The 15,712-nt window shown below is 64.4% G+C and carries 14 protein-coding genes and 1 other RNA gene; 9 read left to right on the top strand and 6 right to left on the bottom strand.

Annotated features, from left to right (window positions below; all coding sequences use genetic code 11):
- The first annotated feature begins 69 nt into the window (after nucleotides 1-69).
- The 6 genes from recQ to ssrA all read left to right on the top strand — a co-directional run bounded on the left by recQ (nucleotide 70) and on the right by ssrA (nucleotide 5,282).
- A complete protein-coding gene (gene recQ, locus ABZ293_RS38770) occupies nucleotides 70-1,953 on the top strand; it encodes a DNA helicase RecQ (protein WP_355189136.1) in 1,884 nt (627 codons plus the stop codon).
- The gene (locus ABZ293_RS38765; protein WP_355189134.1) at nucleotides 1,950-3,029 is read left to right on the top strand and encodes a metallophosphoesterase; all 1,080 of its coding nucleotides are present in this window, start codon (nucleotides 1,950-1,952) and stop codon (nucleotides 3,027-3,029) included. Before recQ ends, ABZ293_RS38765 begins: the two co-directional genes overlap by 4 nt.
- Nucleotides 3,030-3,082: 53 nt before the next feature.
- Complete coding sequence (locus ABZ293_RS38760) at nucleotides 3,083-3,331, top strand: hypothetical protein (protein ID WP_354958184.1); 249 nt, start codon at nucleotides 3,083-3,085, stop codon at nucleotides 3,329-3,331.
- 52 nt (nucleotides 3,332-3,383) lie between these two features.
- Nucleotides 3,384-3,857 carry an SsrA-binding protein SmpB gene (gene smpB / locus ABZ293_RS38755; protein WP_354958183.1) on the top strand — a complete coding sequence of 158 codons (474 nt, stop codon included), beginning with the start codon at nucleotides 3,384-3,386 and terminating at the stop codon, nucleotides 3,855-3,857.
- Complete coding sequence (locus tag ABZ293_RS38750; protein ID WP_355189132.1) at nucleotides 3,854-4,714, top strand: DMT family transporter; 861 nt, start codon at nucleotides 3,854-3,856, stop codon at nucleotides 4,712-4,714. Before smpB ends, ABZ293_RS38750 begins: the two co-directional genes overlap by 4 nt.
- A 197-nt stretch (nucleotides 4,715-4,911) precedes the next feature.
- Nucleotides 4,912-5,282: a transfer-messenger RNA gene (gene ssrA, locus ABZ293_RS38745) on the top strand.
- Between the two features lie 222 nt (nucleotides 5,283-5,504).
- Here ssrA and ABZ293_RS38740 read toward each other — a convergent pair.
- Together ABZ293_RS38740 and ABZ293_RS38735 are read right to left on the bottom strand one after the other, a co-directional pair.
- Complete coding sequence (locus ABZ293_RS38740) at nucleotides 5,505-7,256, bottom strand: BTAD domain-containing putative transcriptional regulator (protein ID WP_355189130.1); 1,752 nt, start codon at nucleotides 7,254-7,256, stop codon at nucleotides 5,505-5,507.
- Nucleotides 7,257-7,419: 163 nt separating this feature from the next.
- The gene (locus ABZ293_RS38735) at nucleotides 7,420-7,848 is read right to left on the bottom strand and encodes a phosphopantetheine-binding protein (RefSeq protein WP_355189129.1); all 429 of its coding nucleotides are present in this window, start codon (nucleotides 7,846-7,848) and stop codon (nucleotides 7,420-7,422) included.
- A 190-nt stretch (nucleotides 7,849-8,038) separates the two neighbouring features.
- On the opposite strand from ABZ293_RS38735, the gene ABZ293_RS38730 reads away from it, so the two are divergent.
- Entirely contained in the window at nucleotides 8,039-8,941 is a 903-nt protein-coding gene (locus tag ABZ293_RS38730) for an aminoglycoside phosphotransferase family protein (protein WP_355189127.1), read from the top strand.
- Between the two features lie 183 nt (nucleotides 8,942-9,124).
- Nucleotides 9,125-10,714: an ABC transporter substrate-binding protein gene (locus ABZ293_RS38725; protein WP_355189159.1), complete on the top strand. Its 1,590-nt coding sequence runs from the start codon at nucleotides 9,125-9,127 to the stop codon at nucleotides 10,712-10,714.
- A gap of 104 nt (nucleotides 10,715-10,818) precedes the next feature.
- Here ABZ293_RS38725 and ABZ293_RS38720 read toward each other — a convergent pair whose 3' ends face one another.
- Complete coding sequence (locus tag ABZ293_RS38720; RefSeq protein ID WP_355189125.1) at nucleotides 10,819-12,027, bottom strand: cytochrome P450; 1,209 nt, start codon at nucleotides 12,025-12,027, stop codon at nucleotides 10,819-10,821.
- 460 nt (nucleotides 12,028-12,487) lie between these two features.
- Entirely contained in the window at nucleotides 12,488-12,943 is a 456-nt protein-coding gene (locus ABZ293_RS38715) for an ester cyclase (protein ID WP_355189123.1), read from the bottom strand.
- A gap of 513 nt (nucleotides 12,944-13,456) precedes the next feature.
- Here ABZ293_RS38715 and ABZ293_RS38710 point away from each other — a divergent pair.
- Nucleotides 13,457-14,653 (top strand): glycosyltransferase, encoded by a 1,197-nt coding sequence (locus ABZ293_RS38710; protein ID WP_355189121.1) that lies wholly within the window; start codon nucleotides 13,457-13,459, stop codon nucleotides 14,651-14,653.
- A gap of 57 nt (nucleotides 14,654-14,710) precedes the next feature.
- On the opposite strand, the gene ABZ293_RS38705 is transcribed toward ABZ293_RS38710, so the two are convergent.
- A complete protein-coding gene (locus ABZ293_RS38705; protein ID WP_355189119.1) occupies nucleotides 14,711-15,112 on the bottom strand; it encodes a PPOX class F420-dependent oxidoreductase in 402 nt (133 codons plus the stop codon).
- 233 nt (nucleotides 15,113-15,345) lie between these two features.
- Complete coding sequence (locus ABZ293_RS38700) at nucleotides 15,346-15,687, bottom strand: cupin domain-containing protein (protein ID WP_355189117.1); 342 nt, start codon at nucleotides 15,685-15,687, stop codon at nucleotides 15,346-15,348.
- Nucleotides 15,688-15,712: the final 25 nt, after the last annotated feature.

The raw sequence follows: 15,712 nt of genomic DNA, 5'->3' as shown, positions 1-15,712 counted from the left end.
GGCGCGGCACCTGCGATCCGCGCCGATGTAGGGGTTCAGTTGTCCGACCGCGCTCGTAGGATGGGCCGCGTGGAATCCCCCGATGCTTTCGCGGCTGTTCTGACCGACGGCGACCCGGTCGCCGAATCCGGTGCGGCACAAGAAGTTCTACGCCGGGTATTCGGCTACGACAGCTTCCGTGGCGATCAGCGGGAGATCGTCGAGCATGTGATCGGCGGCGGGGACGCACTGGTGCTGATGCCGACCGGCGGCGGTAAGTCGCTGTGTTATCAGGTGCCCGCGCTGGTGCGTCCCGGTGTCGGTGTGGTGGTATCGCCGCTGATCGCATTGATGCAGGATCAGGTGGATGCGCTCAGTGCGCTCGGCGTGCGTGCCGGATTCCTGAACTCCACCCAGTTCCCGGATGAGCGCCGGATGGTGGAGGCGCAATTCGTCGCGGGGGAGTTGGACCTGCTCTACCTCGCCCCGGAGCGGCTGCGCCTGGAATCGACCGCCGCCCTGCTGGATCGCGGCAAGGTGGCGCTGTTCGCCATCGACGAGGCGCACTGCGTCTCGCAGTGGGGTCACGACTTCCGTCCCGACTATCTGGCCCTGTCGATGCTGCACGAGCGCTGGCCGGAAGTGCCGCGCATCGCGCTCACCGCGACCGCGACGGCCAAGACCAGCGACGAGATCGTCGAGCGGCTCGACCTCGGCTCCGCCCGGCGCTTCGTCGCCAGCTTCGACCGGCCGAACATCCAATACCGGATCGAACCCAAGAACCGGCCGGATCAGCAGTTGCTGGAGTTCATCAAGGCCGAACATGCCGGGGACGCGGGCATCGTCTACTGCCTGTCGCGCAATTCGGTGGAGAAGACCGCGGCCTTCCTCACCGAGAACGGCGTCGCCGCGGTTCCGTATCACGCGGGCCTGGATTCGCGCACCCGCGCCGCCAACCAGGCGCGGTTCCTGCGCGAAGACGGCCTCATCGTGGTCGCCACCATCGCGTTCGGCATGGGCATCGACAAGCCGGATGTGCGCTTCGTCGCCCATCTCGATCTGCCGAAGTCGGTGGAGGGCTACTACCAGGAGACCGGGCGCGCGGGTCGCGACGGACTGCCGTCGACCGCCTGGATGGTCTACGGGCTCGCCGATGTGGTGCAGCAGCGCAAGATGATCGACTCCTCCGATGGCGACGCCGCGCATCGCAGACAGCTCCAGTTGCATCTGGACGCGATGCTCGCACTGTGTGAAACGGTGTCCTGCAGGCGGACCCAGCTGCTGGCGTACTTCGGGCAGCCCGGACAGGCCTGCGGTAACTGCGATACCTGCCTGACTCCGCCGCAGTCCTGGGACGGTACAGTGCCCGCGCAGAAGGTGCTGTCCACGGTGCTGCGCCTGAAACGTGAACGCGGACAGAGCTTCGGTGCGGGGCATATCGTCGACATTCTGCTCGGCAAATCGAATCCCAAAGTGTTGCAATATGAGCACCATGAGCTGAAGGTCTTCGGGATCGGCACCGATCTGCGCGATGTCGAATGGCGCGGTGTCGTAAGGCAATTGCTTGCACAGGGTCTGCTGACCGTACACGGCGACTACGGGGTGCTCACCCTCACCGAGGCGAGCAATGAGGTGCTGTTCGACGGTAGGGAAGTATTGCTGCGGCGCGAGCCCGAGCGCGCGCCGAAACCGGCCAGGGCGGTCAAGACGGCGAAGGGCAAGTCACCGGCCGTCGATCTGGCGCCCGCGGACGTGCCGGTCTTCGAGAAATTGCGCGCGTGGCGGGCCGCGACGGCCAAGGAACAGGGTGTGCCCGCCTACGTCGTCTTCCATGACGCGACGTTGCGTGAGATCGTCGCCCGCAGGCCCGCGAACCTGTCCGAACTCGGCACGGTCGGCGGCGTCGGTGAGAACAAGCTGGCGAAATACGGTGAAGGTGTGCTGGCTGCCCTGGCCGGAGAGGCCGGGGCATGAACGACAATCCGATCGGGCGACGTGGATTTCTGGCGGGCGCGGCCGCCGCTGCGGCGGGTGTATCGCTGGTCGGCCTAGCGCCCGCCGATGCGGTTCCGGTCGCCCCGGGCGTCACCAAATTCGACTTTCCAACCGACCGTAGCGTGCGCCTGCTGATCACCGGCGACGCGGGCACCGGCACTCGCACCCAATGGGCCGTAGCCGATGCCATGCGGGATTACCATCGCCGCCAACCGTTTTCACTCGCCCTCGGGCTCGGTGACAATATCTACGAGAGCGGCCCGAACAGCGCGGTCGACGTCCAGTTCGCCGAGAAATTCGAAACCCCCAATGCGGGACTCGATTTCCCGTGGCTGATGGTGCTCGGCAATCACGACAACAGTTCGGTCCTCGGCGGTGACGGTGGCTGGCTTTTGCGCGGCAACAATGAGGTCGAGTACCACGCGAATTCGCCGCGCTGGTGGATGCCGAGCCGGTACTACTCGGTTCGGGTGCCCGAGCAGCAGCCGGTGGTCGAGTTCTTCGTCCTCGATGTGAATCCGCTCGCCTCGTACGTGCCGCCGGTTTTCGCACCGTACTGGGAGGTCGACGGTCAGTTCATGAACGAGCAGCGCGCCTGGCTCGATCGCGCCATCGCCGAATCACCCGCCAAATGGAAGATCGCCTGCACCCACCACCCCTATCTCAACAACGGTCCGCACGGTGACGCTGGCCGCTACGAGGGGCTGTCCGTAGCACCCATCAATGGCATCCACGCGAAGCGGTTCTTCGACGACCATATCGTCGGCAACTGCCACTTCATCCTGTCCGGCCACGATCACTCGCTCCAGGTGCTCGAGCCGACCCCCGCATCGAAGGGCACCCGCCAGCTGATCTCCGGCGCGGCCGCCAAAACCGTAGCCGCCGAACCGAAGCTGAATCCCGGCGGCTCCGGCAATGCCGCGCTCTTCGAGAACTATCACGAGCTCGGCTTCATGATCATGGACCTCACCGCGAGCAGCGCCGACCTGACCGTGGTCACCGTCGATCTCGCCAGCGGCGCCGCCACCGAGGCGTTCGCGCGTCGACTTGCCTGAATCGCAACGGAATTGCGCGGCATCGGACCGTTGCGGCGGCTACCGTGCACGCTATGGCATCCGGTGATCACCGCCCCGCCGACGACGGGCCCGACCTCGGCGGCTCCCCACCGAGCGACCCCGGCGATACGCCGCCCTATCGCCGCGGCACCCACGACCCCGCGGTGGATTCGGTCTGGCTGCGCCATCGCCCGCCGCCGCCACCGCGTCCACGCGGTCTGCCGCGTGTGACCACGCTATTGCTGGTCGCGGCCTTCATTGCGGTGCTCGTGCTGTACCTCCTGGTCCGGCCAGGGGGCTAGCGGAAGCGGGCGCGGAATAATCCGGTTGCCGAGTCACTTAAAGTTGACCGTTATGAAGGAAACGGGGCGCAAGGTCATCGCGACCAACCGCCGGGCGCGGCACAACTACACGATCCTGGACACCTACGAGGCCGGGATCGCGCTGGTCGGTACCGAGGTCAAGAGTCTGCGCGAGGGTAAGGCCTCGCTGGTGGACGCCTTCGCGACCGTCGACAACGGCGAGGTGTGGCTGCGCGGCCTGCACATTCCGGAGTTCAGCCACGGCACCTGGACCAACCACTCACCGCGACGGGTGCGCAAGCTGCTGCTGCACAAGCGCGAAATCGAGCGGCTGGTCGGCAAATCGCGTGAGGGCAATCAGACGCTGGTGCCGCTATCGATGTACTTCTCCGACGGCAAGGTCAAGGTCGAGCTGGCGTTGGCCAAGGGTAAGCAGGACTACGACAAGCGGCAGGATATGGCCAAGCGCACCGCCGAGCGCGAGGTCACCCGCGAGCTGGGACGGCGCATTAAAGGCATGCGTTGACCGTGCTACTGGCGCTGGTGGCCGCGGTGGGCTACGGCGTGAGCGATTTCTTCGGTGGTGTGGCGTCGCGGCGGGTGACCGCCCTGCGCGTCGTGATCGTCTCCTATCCGATGTCGACGCTGTTCGTCCTTGTGCTGCTACCGCTGATCGGTGGCACCCCCGACACCGCATCGATGCTGTGGGGACTGGCGGCCGGTGTGGCGAGCGGCCTCGCGGTCTGGTGGTTCTATGCCGCGCTGGCCAGCGGCCCGATGGCGGTGGTGTCGCCGCTGACGGCGCTGTTGGTCGCGGGAATTCCGGTATTGGTCGGCCTGGTGATCGGCGAGCGCCCCGGCCCGCTCGCCATTGCTGGCATCGTGTTCGCACTCGGCGCGGTATACCTGGTCAGCCGAGAATCGCCCGATGATGTCACCGAAGAGATCACCGGCGGGCGTGAGCTGCGGTTCACCAGAAAAGTCGCGTTGCTCACCATCGGCTCGGGCGCGGCCTTCGGACTCGCCTTCGTCTTCCTACACGAAACCCACGCGAGCGCCGGGGTCTGGCCGCTGCTGGCCCAACGCGGCGCGGCAAGTCCGATGGTCTGGCTGATCGCGTTATCGGCAGGGGAGTTCCAGCCGCTGCGCGGTGAACCACTGCGGTTGGCGGCCTATATCGCGGTGCTGGACACCATCGCGAATGCCGCGCTGCTGTACGCCTTCCATGGCTCGATGCTGTCGCTGGTCAGTGTGATCGGTTCGCTGTATCCGGCTGCGACCGTCCTGCTCGCAATGGTCCTGCTCGGTGAGCGGGTCGGCCGACAGCAGCAGGTCGGGATGATGCTGGCACTCGGCTCGGTCGGGTTGATCGCGGCGGCCTGATCGCTTCGCCGGGGTCGTGAGCGCGGCATGCAGGAGCGACTGATGGGGCTGGATGGGCGGCAGTGACATCGCCGCGTGCTGCGCCCGACTCTGCTTCCGGGCAGGTCAGAGGCCTGAAATCGGTTATGGGAATAATGGAATGAACCCGCCATGGCCGAGTGTTAACATAACTAGCCCGACAAGGTGTCGGGACGTACGGGGCTGAACGGTTTCGACTGCGTACGTTGATTCAGGGGAAGCGTGTCGGTGCAGGCAAGAGACCACCGTAAGCGTCGTTGCAACCAATTAAGCGCCGATTCCAATCAGCGCGAGTACGCCCTCGCTGCCTAAGTAGCAGGCGTCTCTGTCAGTCCGGGTTCGTCCCTCGACCCGGGTACTGGCATCAGCTAGAGGGAATTACCGTCCGACTCGGTCGCGGAGCCGGACGGGACATCCAACAGTGACTGGGATCGTCATCCGAGCTTGTTCGCGAGACCCGGAGATCCAAGTAGAGACCTAGCGAACTGCACACGGAGAAGCCCTGAAGACACGGCGGAGGACCCGGGTTCGATTCCCGGCAGCTCCACTTCACTCGATAGGCGGCTCATGCTCACGGAGAGCATGAGCCGTTTCTCGTTTCGTCGTGTTTTGTGGGGGCGAAGCCCCCACACCCCACCCGGCGGGCTTCGCCCCCGGACCCCCATCTTGGCTCGCCCACTCGCGGCCGTGGCCCTGGACGGCTCTCGTCGGTGCAGTTCCGCGGAAACGACAACTTCCGGCCGGTGACGACTGCCGCGATACAAGTCGTGGATCAGGCCAGGATGGCTTCGGGCGGATCGGCGACAAGTGCCCGGGTGGCCAATTGTTTGGCGTATAGGCGATGGATTTCGAGCATTGTGTAGTGGAGGTGGCTGGTGTTGGGGGAGGGGGCCACGGAGATCAAGTGGGCGGCGAGCAGTTCGTTGAGGGCGGATAGGTCGGTACCGGTGGGGAGGGCTACCGAGTTGAAGAGTTCGCGGGGGGTTAGGACGGTGCCCAGGTGGTGGTAGACGGCGGCGGTGGTGGGGGTCAGGCGGTCTACCGTTGCCGCGAGGCTGCGGCGGATGTCGTAAGGGCCGTAGGTGAATTCGTTGAGGCGTTGTTCTTCGTCGGACATTCGGCCGAGTTGTTCGACGATGGTCCAGTGGGGGCGGGCGGTCAGGCGGGCGGCGACGGCTCGCAGCGCCAGGGGGATGCCGGAGCAGCAGCGGGTCAGGGCGCTGACGGCCCATTCCTCGGCCCGGACCCGGTCGGGGCCGAGGACGGCTTCCAGAACCTCGATGCTTTCGCTCATGGACAGCTCGTTCAGTACTACGCGATGAATGTTGGGTGGGCCCAGCGAGATTCGGCTGGTGACGAGGGTCGCGCTCTGCGGGCCGACCGGGAGTAAGGGGGTGAGTTGCGTGTCGGTGGCGGCGTCGTCGAGGACCACCAGCATGCGCCGTTCGGATAGGGCGTCCAGGTAGCGAGCGCGGCGGGCAGCGAGATCGGTTGGGATGTGGGTGATTTCGAGCTGATGGAGTAGCTGTTCGAGTACGTCCGACGAGGCGGCGGGGGTGGTGGTACCGCCCAGATCCACGTGTAGCACGCCGTCGGGGAAGCGGTCACGCAGTAGGTTCGTCAGGTGATCCGCCAAGGCGGACTTGCCGATTCCCGGGCCGCCGGTGATCAGAACGGCGGGTGCGCTCGGCTCTGCGAGTGTCCGCTGGATGCAGGCGATTTCGGTGGTACGGCCGCGAAAAGTGTTCGCGGGAAGAGTCGGTGCGGCATGACGGGGCGAAATCGGCATCACCACAGTGGTATTGGACTCCTGCCTACCCAGCAGCAGTTCGTGCAGTTCGCGCAGCCGTGGGCCGGGATCGACACCGAGTTCGGCGGCGAAGCGGCGTCGCATGCGGTCGTAGTGCGAAAGTGCCTCTGCGCCGCGGTTATCCAGATAGTAGGCGGTCAGTAGGCGCTGGTGTAGATCATCGGCGAGCGGACTCTCCAACAGCGCCTTGCGTAGTTCGGCGGCCACCACTTTCAGCTGGCCGAGGCGCAGACTGGCATCCGCCCATTCGACGAGCGCCTCGTGGCGGAGCTGGCGCAGGCTTTCCCGGAAGCGCAGGGCCCAATCACTGTCCAGCCCGGCCAGCGGTTCGCCGCGCCAGCTGGCGAGGGCCGATGCCAGCAGGTCGGCGCGATCGGGATGGTTGGCATCCATTGCCCGAGATCGGTTCAACAGTCGGCGGAATTCGAAAAGATCTATCCGATTGGGATCGACGTCGAGTCGATAGCCGCCGACGGTGCGGCCGATCGCCGCCGTTTCCTCGGAATATGCGGTTGCCGTGCGCAATATCCGGCGCAGCCGCGTCATATAGGTGTACACCGAATGCCGGACGGTGTCCGGTGGATCATCCCACACCCGGTCCACCAGGGCTTCGGTCGAGATCGGGCGTTCCGGCTCCGCGAGCATCGCCGCGATAATGCCGCGCTGTTTGGACGGACCCAGATCGATGGTCTTGCCATCTACCACGAGCTCCACGGATCCCAATAGTCTGAATTCGATCATTTCCTCCACCGAGACCGAGAAATCAGATCCGTGAACACTGCCGTTCATTTCGAGTGCGCAGCGTAACACGCATCACTTCGGTCCGCAGTGGGCCGAATGGCAACGGGCCGCCCCCGCCACGGCCCGTTACCCGTATTCAGAGTTCGGCACCCACCTCCACCGACTCGCCCTGGCCTCTTTCTTGTGCCGCGAGCCGATGCACCAGATCGATCCGATTGCCGACAGTTACCAACTCGAGCACCTGATCACTGTGCAGCGGGCGGGTCAGCGAATCGCTGTCGAACTGCGGCAACACTCGCTCGAGATGGGCCAACCCCATCTCGCTGACCGCCTCGCCACCGAACTCATCGTCGACAATAGCTCCCCGCAACAGTGCGGCTACATCGTCGCCGGAGATCTCGACTCCGGAGTCCCGGTGGATGCGGAACCACATATCCAGCAGGTCGATCGATTCGGCGCCGAGATCGCCGATCAGCGTCGACTCTGGATGAATTCGGATCCTTTCCAGGCCGAGCGCGTCCGCGACGGACGTGATGACCACGGCCGTAAGATCTTCGGCTCTCATGGGTCGACTCTGGCTCCTGCACCTAGGCGCGGACCTCGAGCAGACCTCGAGTCGATCCAAACAGCCTATTCGCCGAGCTGGTCGCTCATATGGCAACTCCAGGGCAACATTTCGATCGGTGCGCTAGCCCTCGGATCAGATTGATTGTGAATCAACATAATTCGTGGGATCCAACCGCTACCATTGGGCTATGACCGCGATGCGGCGGGGCACCAATGGGACGGGACCGATTCTTCGGGCCGCCTGCGTGAGCGCTGGAATCAATGCCGCGGGTGCGCAACTGGGTCGAGTCAGCGAAGAGGTCGACTACCGGTTGCCCGACGGCGTGGTGGTGCGGATCGGCACGCCGGGACAGGAGGGCGCGGCCAGACGTGCGGTCGATGTCGCCCGGTGGTTGACATCCGCCGGAGTCCCGGTGATGCGGGCCGTTGCCAATATTCGGCAGCCGGTGGTGGTGGACGGGCGCGCGGTGACCTTCTGGCATGCGCTGCCGCAGCACCGCGCGGGCACACCCATGGAGGTGGCCGCGGCGCTGACGCGGCTGCACGGACTTTCGCCGCCGACCGATCTGGAGTTCGGGCAGGTGGCGCCCTTTGTTGGGCTCGATGAACGCATTGCCGCGGCACACACCATGAGTGCCGACGATAAGTCCTGGTTGCGTGGGCATTTGGCGGAACTGCGCGGGCGGTGGGCGGCGCTGCCGACCCGGCGGCCCTGGTGTGTTGTCCATGGCGCCGCATGGAGCGGCAATGTCGTTGTCGCCGAGGATGGCAGCGTGATCTTGCTCGACCCGGGGCAGTTGTCGATCGGTCCGCCGGAATGGGATCTGGTGCACGCGGCGATCGAGTGTGCGTCGTTCGGCTGGATCACCGACGAGCAGTACGCGCAGTATTGCCGTGGCTACGGCAGCGATGTGATGCGCTGGGACGGCTACTACCTATTGCGCGATATTCGGGAGTTCCGGATGGCGACGATGGCGGCGCAGGCGGCCACCGCGAATTCCGCCTACCGGGAGCAGGCGGAACTGCGGTTGGCCTGTATCCGTGGCGATATCGGTCCACGGCCGTGGAGCGGCTGGACGGCGCTGGTATAACCGGCGGCGACATGATGGCCGAGGTTGTCGCATTGCCCACCGTGCGCCGGCTCGGTGAAACCCTGGCAATCGCGAAATCATCCGGTGATCGGTGGATTTCGGGACAACGCCGGTTCGAATGGCTACTGTCCAAAGGCATTCCAAAGTGGAACATGGGAGAATGCGTTGAGATTCAACAGAGCTATAGCATTGACCGCGGCGGTACTGCTGGCCACAAGCCTCGGGCTGGCCGCATGCTCATCGAGTGACAGTGCCGATGCCGGTATCGTCACCACCAATGGCGGTGAGCCGCAGAACCCGCTGGTGCCGACCAATACCAATGAGAATATGGGCGGCCGGGTCGTGGACCGGCTGTTCGCGGGGCTGAAGTACTACGACGCGAACGGTATCGCGCACGACGAGATGGCCGAGTCGATCAAGACCTCCGACCGCAAGACCTACACGATCACCATCAAACCGGATTGGAAATTCTCCGACGGTACGTCGGTGACGGCGAAGTCGTTCGTCGATGCCTGGAACTACGGCGCCCTCGGCACCAATGCGCAGTTGCAGAGCTATGTGTTCGCACCCGTCATCGGCTTCGACGAGGTGTCGGCGGAAAAGCCGACGGCGCAGACCATGTCGGGTCTGAAGGTGGTCGACGACCGAACCTTTACGGTGGCGTTGAAGCAGCCGTCCATCGATTTCGAGACCGAGTTGGGCTTCACGCCGTTCTATCCGCTGCCCGAGGCCGCGTTCAAGGATATGAAGGCATTCGGTGAGAACCCGATCGGCAATGGCCCGTACCAGTTCGCGCGCCCGGGCGCGTGGGAGCACAACGTCAAGATCGATCTGGTGCCCAATCCGTACTACAAGGGCGGCCGCCCGCCCAAGAACAAGGGCCTGCGCTTCGTGATGTACCAGTCCTATGACACGGCGTACTCGGATCTGCAGGCGGGCAACCTCGATACCCTCGATATCGTGCCCGATAGCGCAATGTCGACCTATAAGAAGGATCTGGGCGACCGCGCGATCACCAAGCCGATCGCCTATAAACAGGCCGTCGGCATCCAGACCAATGTTGCACACTTCGGCGGCGAGGAGGGACTGCTCCGGCGTCGGGCGCTGTCGATGGCGATCAATCGGGAACAGATCTGCGAGAACATCTTCCACGGCATCCGCAAGCCCGCCCGCGATTTCACCGCACGCACCCTGCCCGGATTCGATGAAAACCTCCCCGGCGTCGAGGTTCTGAACTACAACCCGGAACAGGCCAAGAAGCTGTGGGCACAGGCCGATGCCATTTCACCGTGGTCGGGTCGCTACGAGATCGCCTACAACTCCGACGGCGGCCACCAGGGCTGGGTCGAGGCCGTGGCCAATAGCGTGAAGAATGTACTCGGCATCGATGCGGTCGGTGTGCCCTATCCCACCTTCAAGAACATTCGCGATCTGATCAACGCCAAGACGATCGGCAAGGCGTTCCGGTACGGCTGGCAAGGTGATTACCCGACCATGCTGCAATTCCTGACCTCGCAGTACTACAGCTTCTCCGATACCAATAACGTCAACTACAACAACCCCGAATTCGACCATCTGCTCGACGCCGCGCTCGCCGCGCCGACGCTGGCGGAGTCGTACAAAATCGTGGGGCAGGCACAGGCGTTGCTGCTGAAAGATATGGCCGATATTCCGCTGTTCGACTACGTGGCTGCGGCCGGTCGATCCGAGAAGGTGAAGAAGGCCGATCTCGCGTGGAACGGCCTGTTCGACTTCGAGGGCATCGAGAAGTAGTTCCGAACCGACCTGCGGCGGGTGTGCGGCGAAAGTGCGCCCGCCGCATCGGTTTTCAGCCATGTTCACGGAAACTGCATCGGCGCCACCGGCGACTCCCGGCGCTACCCGCGGGGTTCGAGGAACACCGGTAAGGCGAGTGGCCCGCAGGTGATGAATTGCGGGCTGTACGGAATAGCGGCGGGGTCGCAGGCCAAGCGCAAGCGTGGGAACCGGTTGAATAAGGCCGACAATGCCGTACGGGCCTCCAGTCTGGCCAGAGGTGCACCGAGACAGAAGTGCGGTCCCCGGCCGAACGCCAGCTGGTCTCGGTGATCGTGGTCTATGTCGAAGTTATCCGCGCTCGGGTAATGACCAAGATCCCGGCCGACGCCGCCGTACCATCCCACAATGGCCCCCGCGGGAATATCGACACCGTCGATCGTGACATCGCGTAGCGCGTACCGGTTGAACATGTTGCCCACCGGGGAGCGGAAACGCAGTATTTCTTCGACGACATCCTCCCACCGGTCCTCGGCCTGGGCCTCGGCCAGCTGCTCGGGGTGGGTACACAGTGTGACTATCGCATTGCCGAGCAGATGCACCGAGGTCTCATGCCCGGCCATGATGACCAGCCACAACATGTCGACCACTTCCTTGTCGGTCAAACCGTTGTCGGCATTGGCTTGCAGCAGGGCAGAGGTCAGATCGTCGCCGGGACGTCGGCGCTTACTGTTCAGCAACTCGGTGAGGTAGCCGATCATGGCACCCATCGCGGCCTGAATCTCCTCGCCGGTGCTCAGATGCGACATGATCGTGGCCGCCCAGCTCCGGAATTGCCGTTGATCGGATGTCGGCACCCCGAACAGCTCGCAGATGACCCGCACAGGAAACGGCAAGCTGACGTTGGCGACGAGGTCGACCTCGGCAGTGGGATCGGGAATGTCATCGATGAGTTCGGTGATGATTTGCCGGATCCGAGGTTCGAGGGTGGCGACCCTGGCCGGGGTGAACGCTTGGCCGATCGTCTTTCGCAGCCTCCGATGATCGGCGCCGTCGAGGTTGAGCATGTGATCGATGTCGGTAAAGGCTCGCATCGGCCAGTCCGCCGGAATCGTACCGTCGTGCAGCGCCGGGCAGTTTCGCGCATTCTTGCTGAACAATATGCCGTCACCGGCGAGGATCTCACTGACCGCCTGGTAGCTCACCGCGACCCAGGCCGCGACATTGCCAGATAATTCGATCGGAACGACCGGACCGCGCCGACGGATTCGATCGAACGTCTGGAACACTGGCTCGCCGGCGGTCGGCAGCTGAATGACGGACTCGTTCATAGTGTCTCCCAGAGTGTGATCGGTCATGCGAGACCCGGCCGGTGTGTGCCCGACCAGTGTCGCGTGCGGCCGCTCATCGGACCGTGGGAACCGTGATCCGTTGCCTCGCAACGAAACTTTGACGCCACCTCGCCGAAGTTCGGGCAGTTTTCCGAATCCCTCGCGCCGGCCGGTGACTCGACGTGCGCCGTCCCGGCCGCATCGGCCTGCGCTCACCGCGGCCGGTGCCGCACGAAGCTGCAAGCGGAACCGATGTGTCGTTCGGCCGATGTCGGGCACAGGTCGCTTCGACGGTGTCGGCCCCGCCGGTGCGTTCCCGATCGCCGACGAGTTCACCGACCGCCGCAATCTGCCGCCCGCTGTGGCACCGCCACTCGCCAGGGCATTGGGGTGGGCACGAGGTACGCTGCCATGGCCATACGTCGTGCCGCATCGTGTGTGTGACCGGGACCAGACGCGCTCAGCGATGTCGGATATCCGCTGTACCAGCTTCGTCGGCGGAGGCCGTCCGGTGTTCACCCTGCCCGATTTGCCTCATCAACGCGTCCATATCGGAGAGGTCCCAGACCTCGGCGAACTTGCCGTCTTCGAGGCGATAAAGCGTGAACTCGGAAATAGTCACCCGACGACCGGTTGCCGCAATTCTATGGAAAGTCCCCCGGTGGGTGCCGGTTACGGTGAAGTGCGCCGCTATATAGTCGCCGTCTACGAGGAGGTTCCGCATCTCCCAATGCCAGTCCGGAAATGCGGCGAAGAGATCCGAGAATTGCGCCGCAACGGCGGCTGGATCCATTGGGAGGTCATTGACCTTGATGGGTGATGTATAAAATGACGCCATTCGATCGGAATCGTGCTCGTTACAGCGTTCGAGATAAGACAGGTACAGGGATCGGTGTTCGTCGCGCTGTGTCACCATGCGTTATCACCGCCTCACGTGGCCGACTCGCTTACCTTCGCAGACATCTTAGTACTTCAGCAGCCATTTCATATCCTGACCGACATTTCGGTCTCAGCAATGGCGGCGATATCTCCGCTGGTCCGACCATTTCCGCCCCGCAATCGAGCGCCGGTCACTGCCGGACGGGCGTGGGCGACATCGGAATTCCCTATGGCCCCTGCTGGCATTCGTCTTACGCGCGGGAAAGCGGGCCCCTGGTCACGGATGATACTCGCGGAATTGGAGCGGCCGTCGTGCGCTAACTCCTGGACACGGGCTCCGAGGTGCTCACGACCGCCAGGTCAGCTACGAGCACGGTGCCGGAGGGGGCGAGGTGCGGACACGATCGTGCATGTTTCCATGGCCGCGGTCCGCACCTCGGTCCGCCCGTTCCTGCACTGAAGCCACCATCACCGGTGGGGACACTTTGATCGCCGGACTTCCTATGGCCGACTACGGTCCACGCCGGAACATGCGAAAAGGAGTGGCAGCGTGCAGGTGCTTTTGTCGGCGAGCGGGACGCGCGGCGATATCGAGCCGGCCTTGGGGCTCGCGTTGGGGCTGCAGGGGCTCGGAGTTCAGGTGCGGGTGTGCGCGCCACCGAACTTCGAGAGGCGCTTCACCGAGCTGGGCGTGCCGCTGGTGCCGTTGGGGCCGCCGATACCGGGTTCGGATGGTGCAAAAGCCTCGATGGCGGATATGTTGGACTACGTAGACAAGTGGCCCGCAGTTCAGTTCGACACGATCCCCGCGGCAGCCGCAAGATGCGATGCGGTAATAGCAGCCGGCACTACGGAGATCGCCGCCCGGTCGGCCGCTGAGAAACTGGGAATCCACTACCAGTACGCGAGCTACCAGCCGACCAGCCTGCCCTCGCCGTATCATCCGCCGATGCCGATGATTCCAGGCGAGCGGCCCGCGCCGAAGGCGATCGGCAACCAACTGCTGTGGGAGATCGACGCCCAGGGTTGGAACGCGCAGTTCGGCGAGGCGCTGGATGCCGGCCGGGCGGCCCTCGGGCTGCCACCAGTGGGCAATGTGCGCGACCATGTCGTCACAACCCGCCCGTGGTTGGCAGCGGACCCGGTTCTGGGGCCATGGCCAGAATCACCCGGTCTGGATGTCGTGCAGACCGGTGCCTGGATCGTTCCCGACGAACGCCCTCTCCCTGCCGAGTTGGAGGCGTTCTTGGACGCGGGTACACCCCCGGTGTATATCGGCTTCGGCAGCATGCGGGTGCACAACGGCATCGCCCGGGTCGCGATCGAAGCAGTCCGCGCGCACAACCGCCGTGTGCTGCTCTCTCGTGGCTGGGCCGAGTTGGCCTTGATCGACGACCTGTCCGACTGCATGGCTGTTGGCGAGGTCAACCATCAGGCGCTTTTCACCCGGGTCGCTGCCGTCATCCACCACGGCGGTGCGGGCACGACAACGACCGCCGCCCGCGCCGGCGTGCCTCAAGTGGTGGTACCCCAGATGACGGACCAGACATACTGGGCGGGCCGAGTGGCCGATCTCGGCATCGGCACGGCGTGTGCGGACGCTGATCCCGATCCAGCGTCATTGTCCGCCGCTCTCGACATGGCATTGACGTCCACCGCCCGAGCGCGTGCGAGCGAAGTGGCCGGCATGATCAGCGCCGACGGGGCAACGGTGGCAGCGAAGTTGCTGATCGACGCGATCAGATAGGCACACTGGGCGCTGAGGGCGCGCCCGTAAGTCTGTTCGACCTACGGGCACGACCACCTAGTTGTTGGGCGTGCGACTGGTGAAATCGAAGGAGTCGCCGTCGATGCCCCAGGAGATGATCCGTTCGGGGTGGATCCGAATGATCGAGCGCTCCTGGGGAGGGAACGGCGGCTCCTGGTCGTCGAGCGCCTCGGCCGTGCCGCGCACCTCGATGCCGCGAATAACATACGGCTCCAACGAGACCTGCTGGTCGACGACGAACGACACCCGACTGCCCGCCTCGACGTTGCGGTACTTACGGCTGCTGTGCATGCGCATACCGCCGATGTCGATGGTGCCGTCGGCATTCACCCGATAGCTGGTCGGATTGTTCTGCACAACGCCGTCGGGCGATACCGTCGCCAGCCGACCGATCCCGGCCTCCGCAAGGAACTGCTGCTCATTCGTAGTGAAAGTCACCGATGAAGCGTAGCGGGATGCCTCGGCAGCGACCCCGCCATCCTCATTCGACACCGGCTGTGTGCCCGTCCTATGAAACCTGCACCGTCAATGGCGCTCCGGGCCAGATACTGATCGCCTGCCATGCCGAGCCGGGGTCGGTGTCCGAACGCGCACTTGCCCTGCTCGCCGTGATCGCCGCGGATGAGGTCCCGAATCCGCTTCCGTACCGGTCGATTTCGAGAGATTAGGCCTCAGTTGCCGTACTGCTTCGTCTCTGGCCGCTCGACCAGCACGACATGCGCCGGTGTGTCCGCCACCGGACGATGCCGAATTCCCTTGGGCACCATGTAGATATCACCGGCGCCGAGGCGCACCGGTTGCTGTCCTTCGAGTTCGATGCGGAAAGTGCCGTCCCAGCACAGGAACAGTTCGTCCTCGTCGTGATGGTGCCATGGGAACGCACCCTCGAGGCGGGCGACCTTGACAACGGTGTCGTTGACCCGTGCCAGCAGGGTTTGTTGAAAGGGGCCGGGCAGTGCCGCGATGGCGCGATCGATGGAGACCGCCTGCGTGGTGATCGTTTCTTCGGTCATGGGAACGATCCTCGGCGGGGCCGGT

The organism is Nocardia sp. NPDC005998, assembly GCF_040614395.1.
GTDB lineage: Bacteria > Actinomycetota > Actinomycetes > Mycobacteriales > Mycobacteriaceae > Nocardia.
Note: the sequence above shows the minus strand (reverse complement) of the source record. Positions and strands in the feature narration are given on the sequence as shown.

What these genes read in the sequence shown, in the direction of transcription:
- ABZ293_RS38765 (WP_355189134.1), top strand. Translation starts at nt 1,950, where the DNA reads ATGAACGACAATCCGATCGGGCGACGTGGATTTCTGGCGGGCGCGGCC.
- ABZ293_RS38760 (WP_354958184.1), top strand. Translation starts at nt 3,083, where the DNA reads ATGGCATCCGGTGATCACCGCCCCGCCGACGACGGGCCCGACCTCGGC.
- smpB (WP_354958183.1), top strand. Translation starts at nt 3,384, where the DNA reads ATGAAGGAAACGGGGCGCAAGGTCATCGCGACCAACCGCCGGGCGCGG.
- ABZ293_RS38735 (WP_355189129.1), bottom strand. Translation starts at nt 7,848, where the DNA reads ATGAGAGCCGAAGATCTTACGGCCGTGGTCATCACGTCCGTCGCGGAC.
- ABZ293_RS38730 (WP_355189127.1), top strand. Translation starts at nt 8,039, where the DNA reads ATGACCGCGATGCGGCGGGGCACCAATGGGACGGGACCGATTCTTCGG.
- ABZ293_RS38720 (WP_355189125.1), bottom strand. Translation starts at nt 12,027, where the DNA reads ATGAACGAGTCCGTCATTCAGCTGCCGACCGCCGGCGAGCCAGTGTTC.
- ABZ293_RS38715 (WP_355189123.1), bottom strand. Translation starts at nt 12,943, where the DNA reads ATGGTGACACAGCGCGACGAACACCGATCCCTGTACCTGTCTTATCTC.
- ABZ293_RS38700 (WP_355189117.1), bottom strand. Translation starts at nt 15,687, where the DNA reads ATGACCGAAGAAACGATCACCACGCAGGCGGTCTCCATCGATCGCGCC.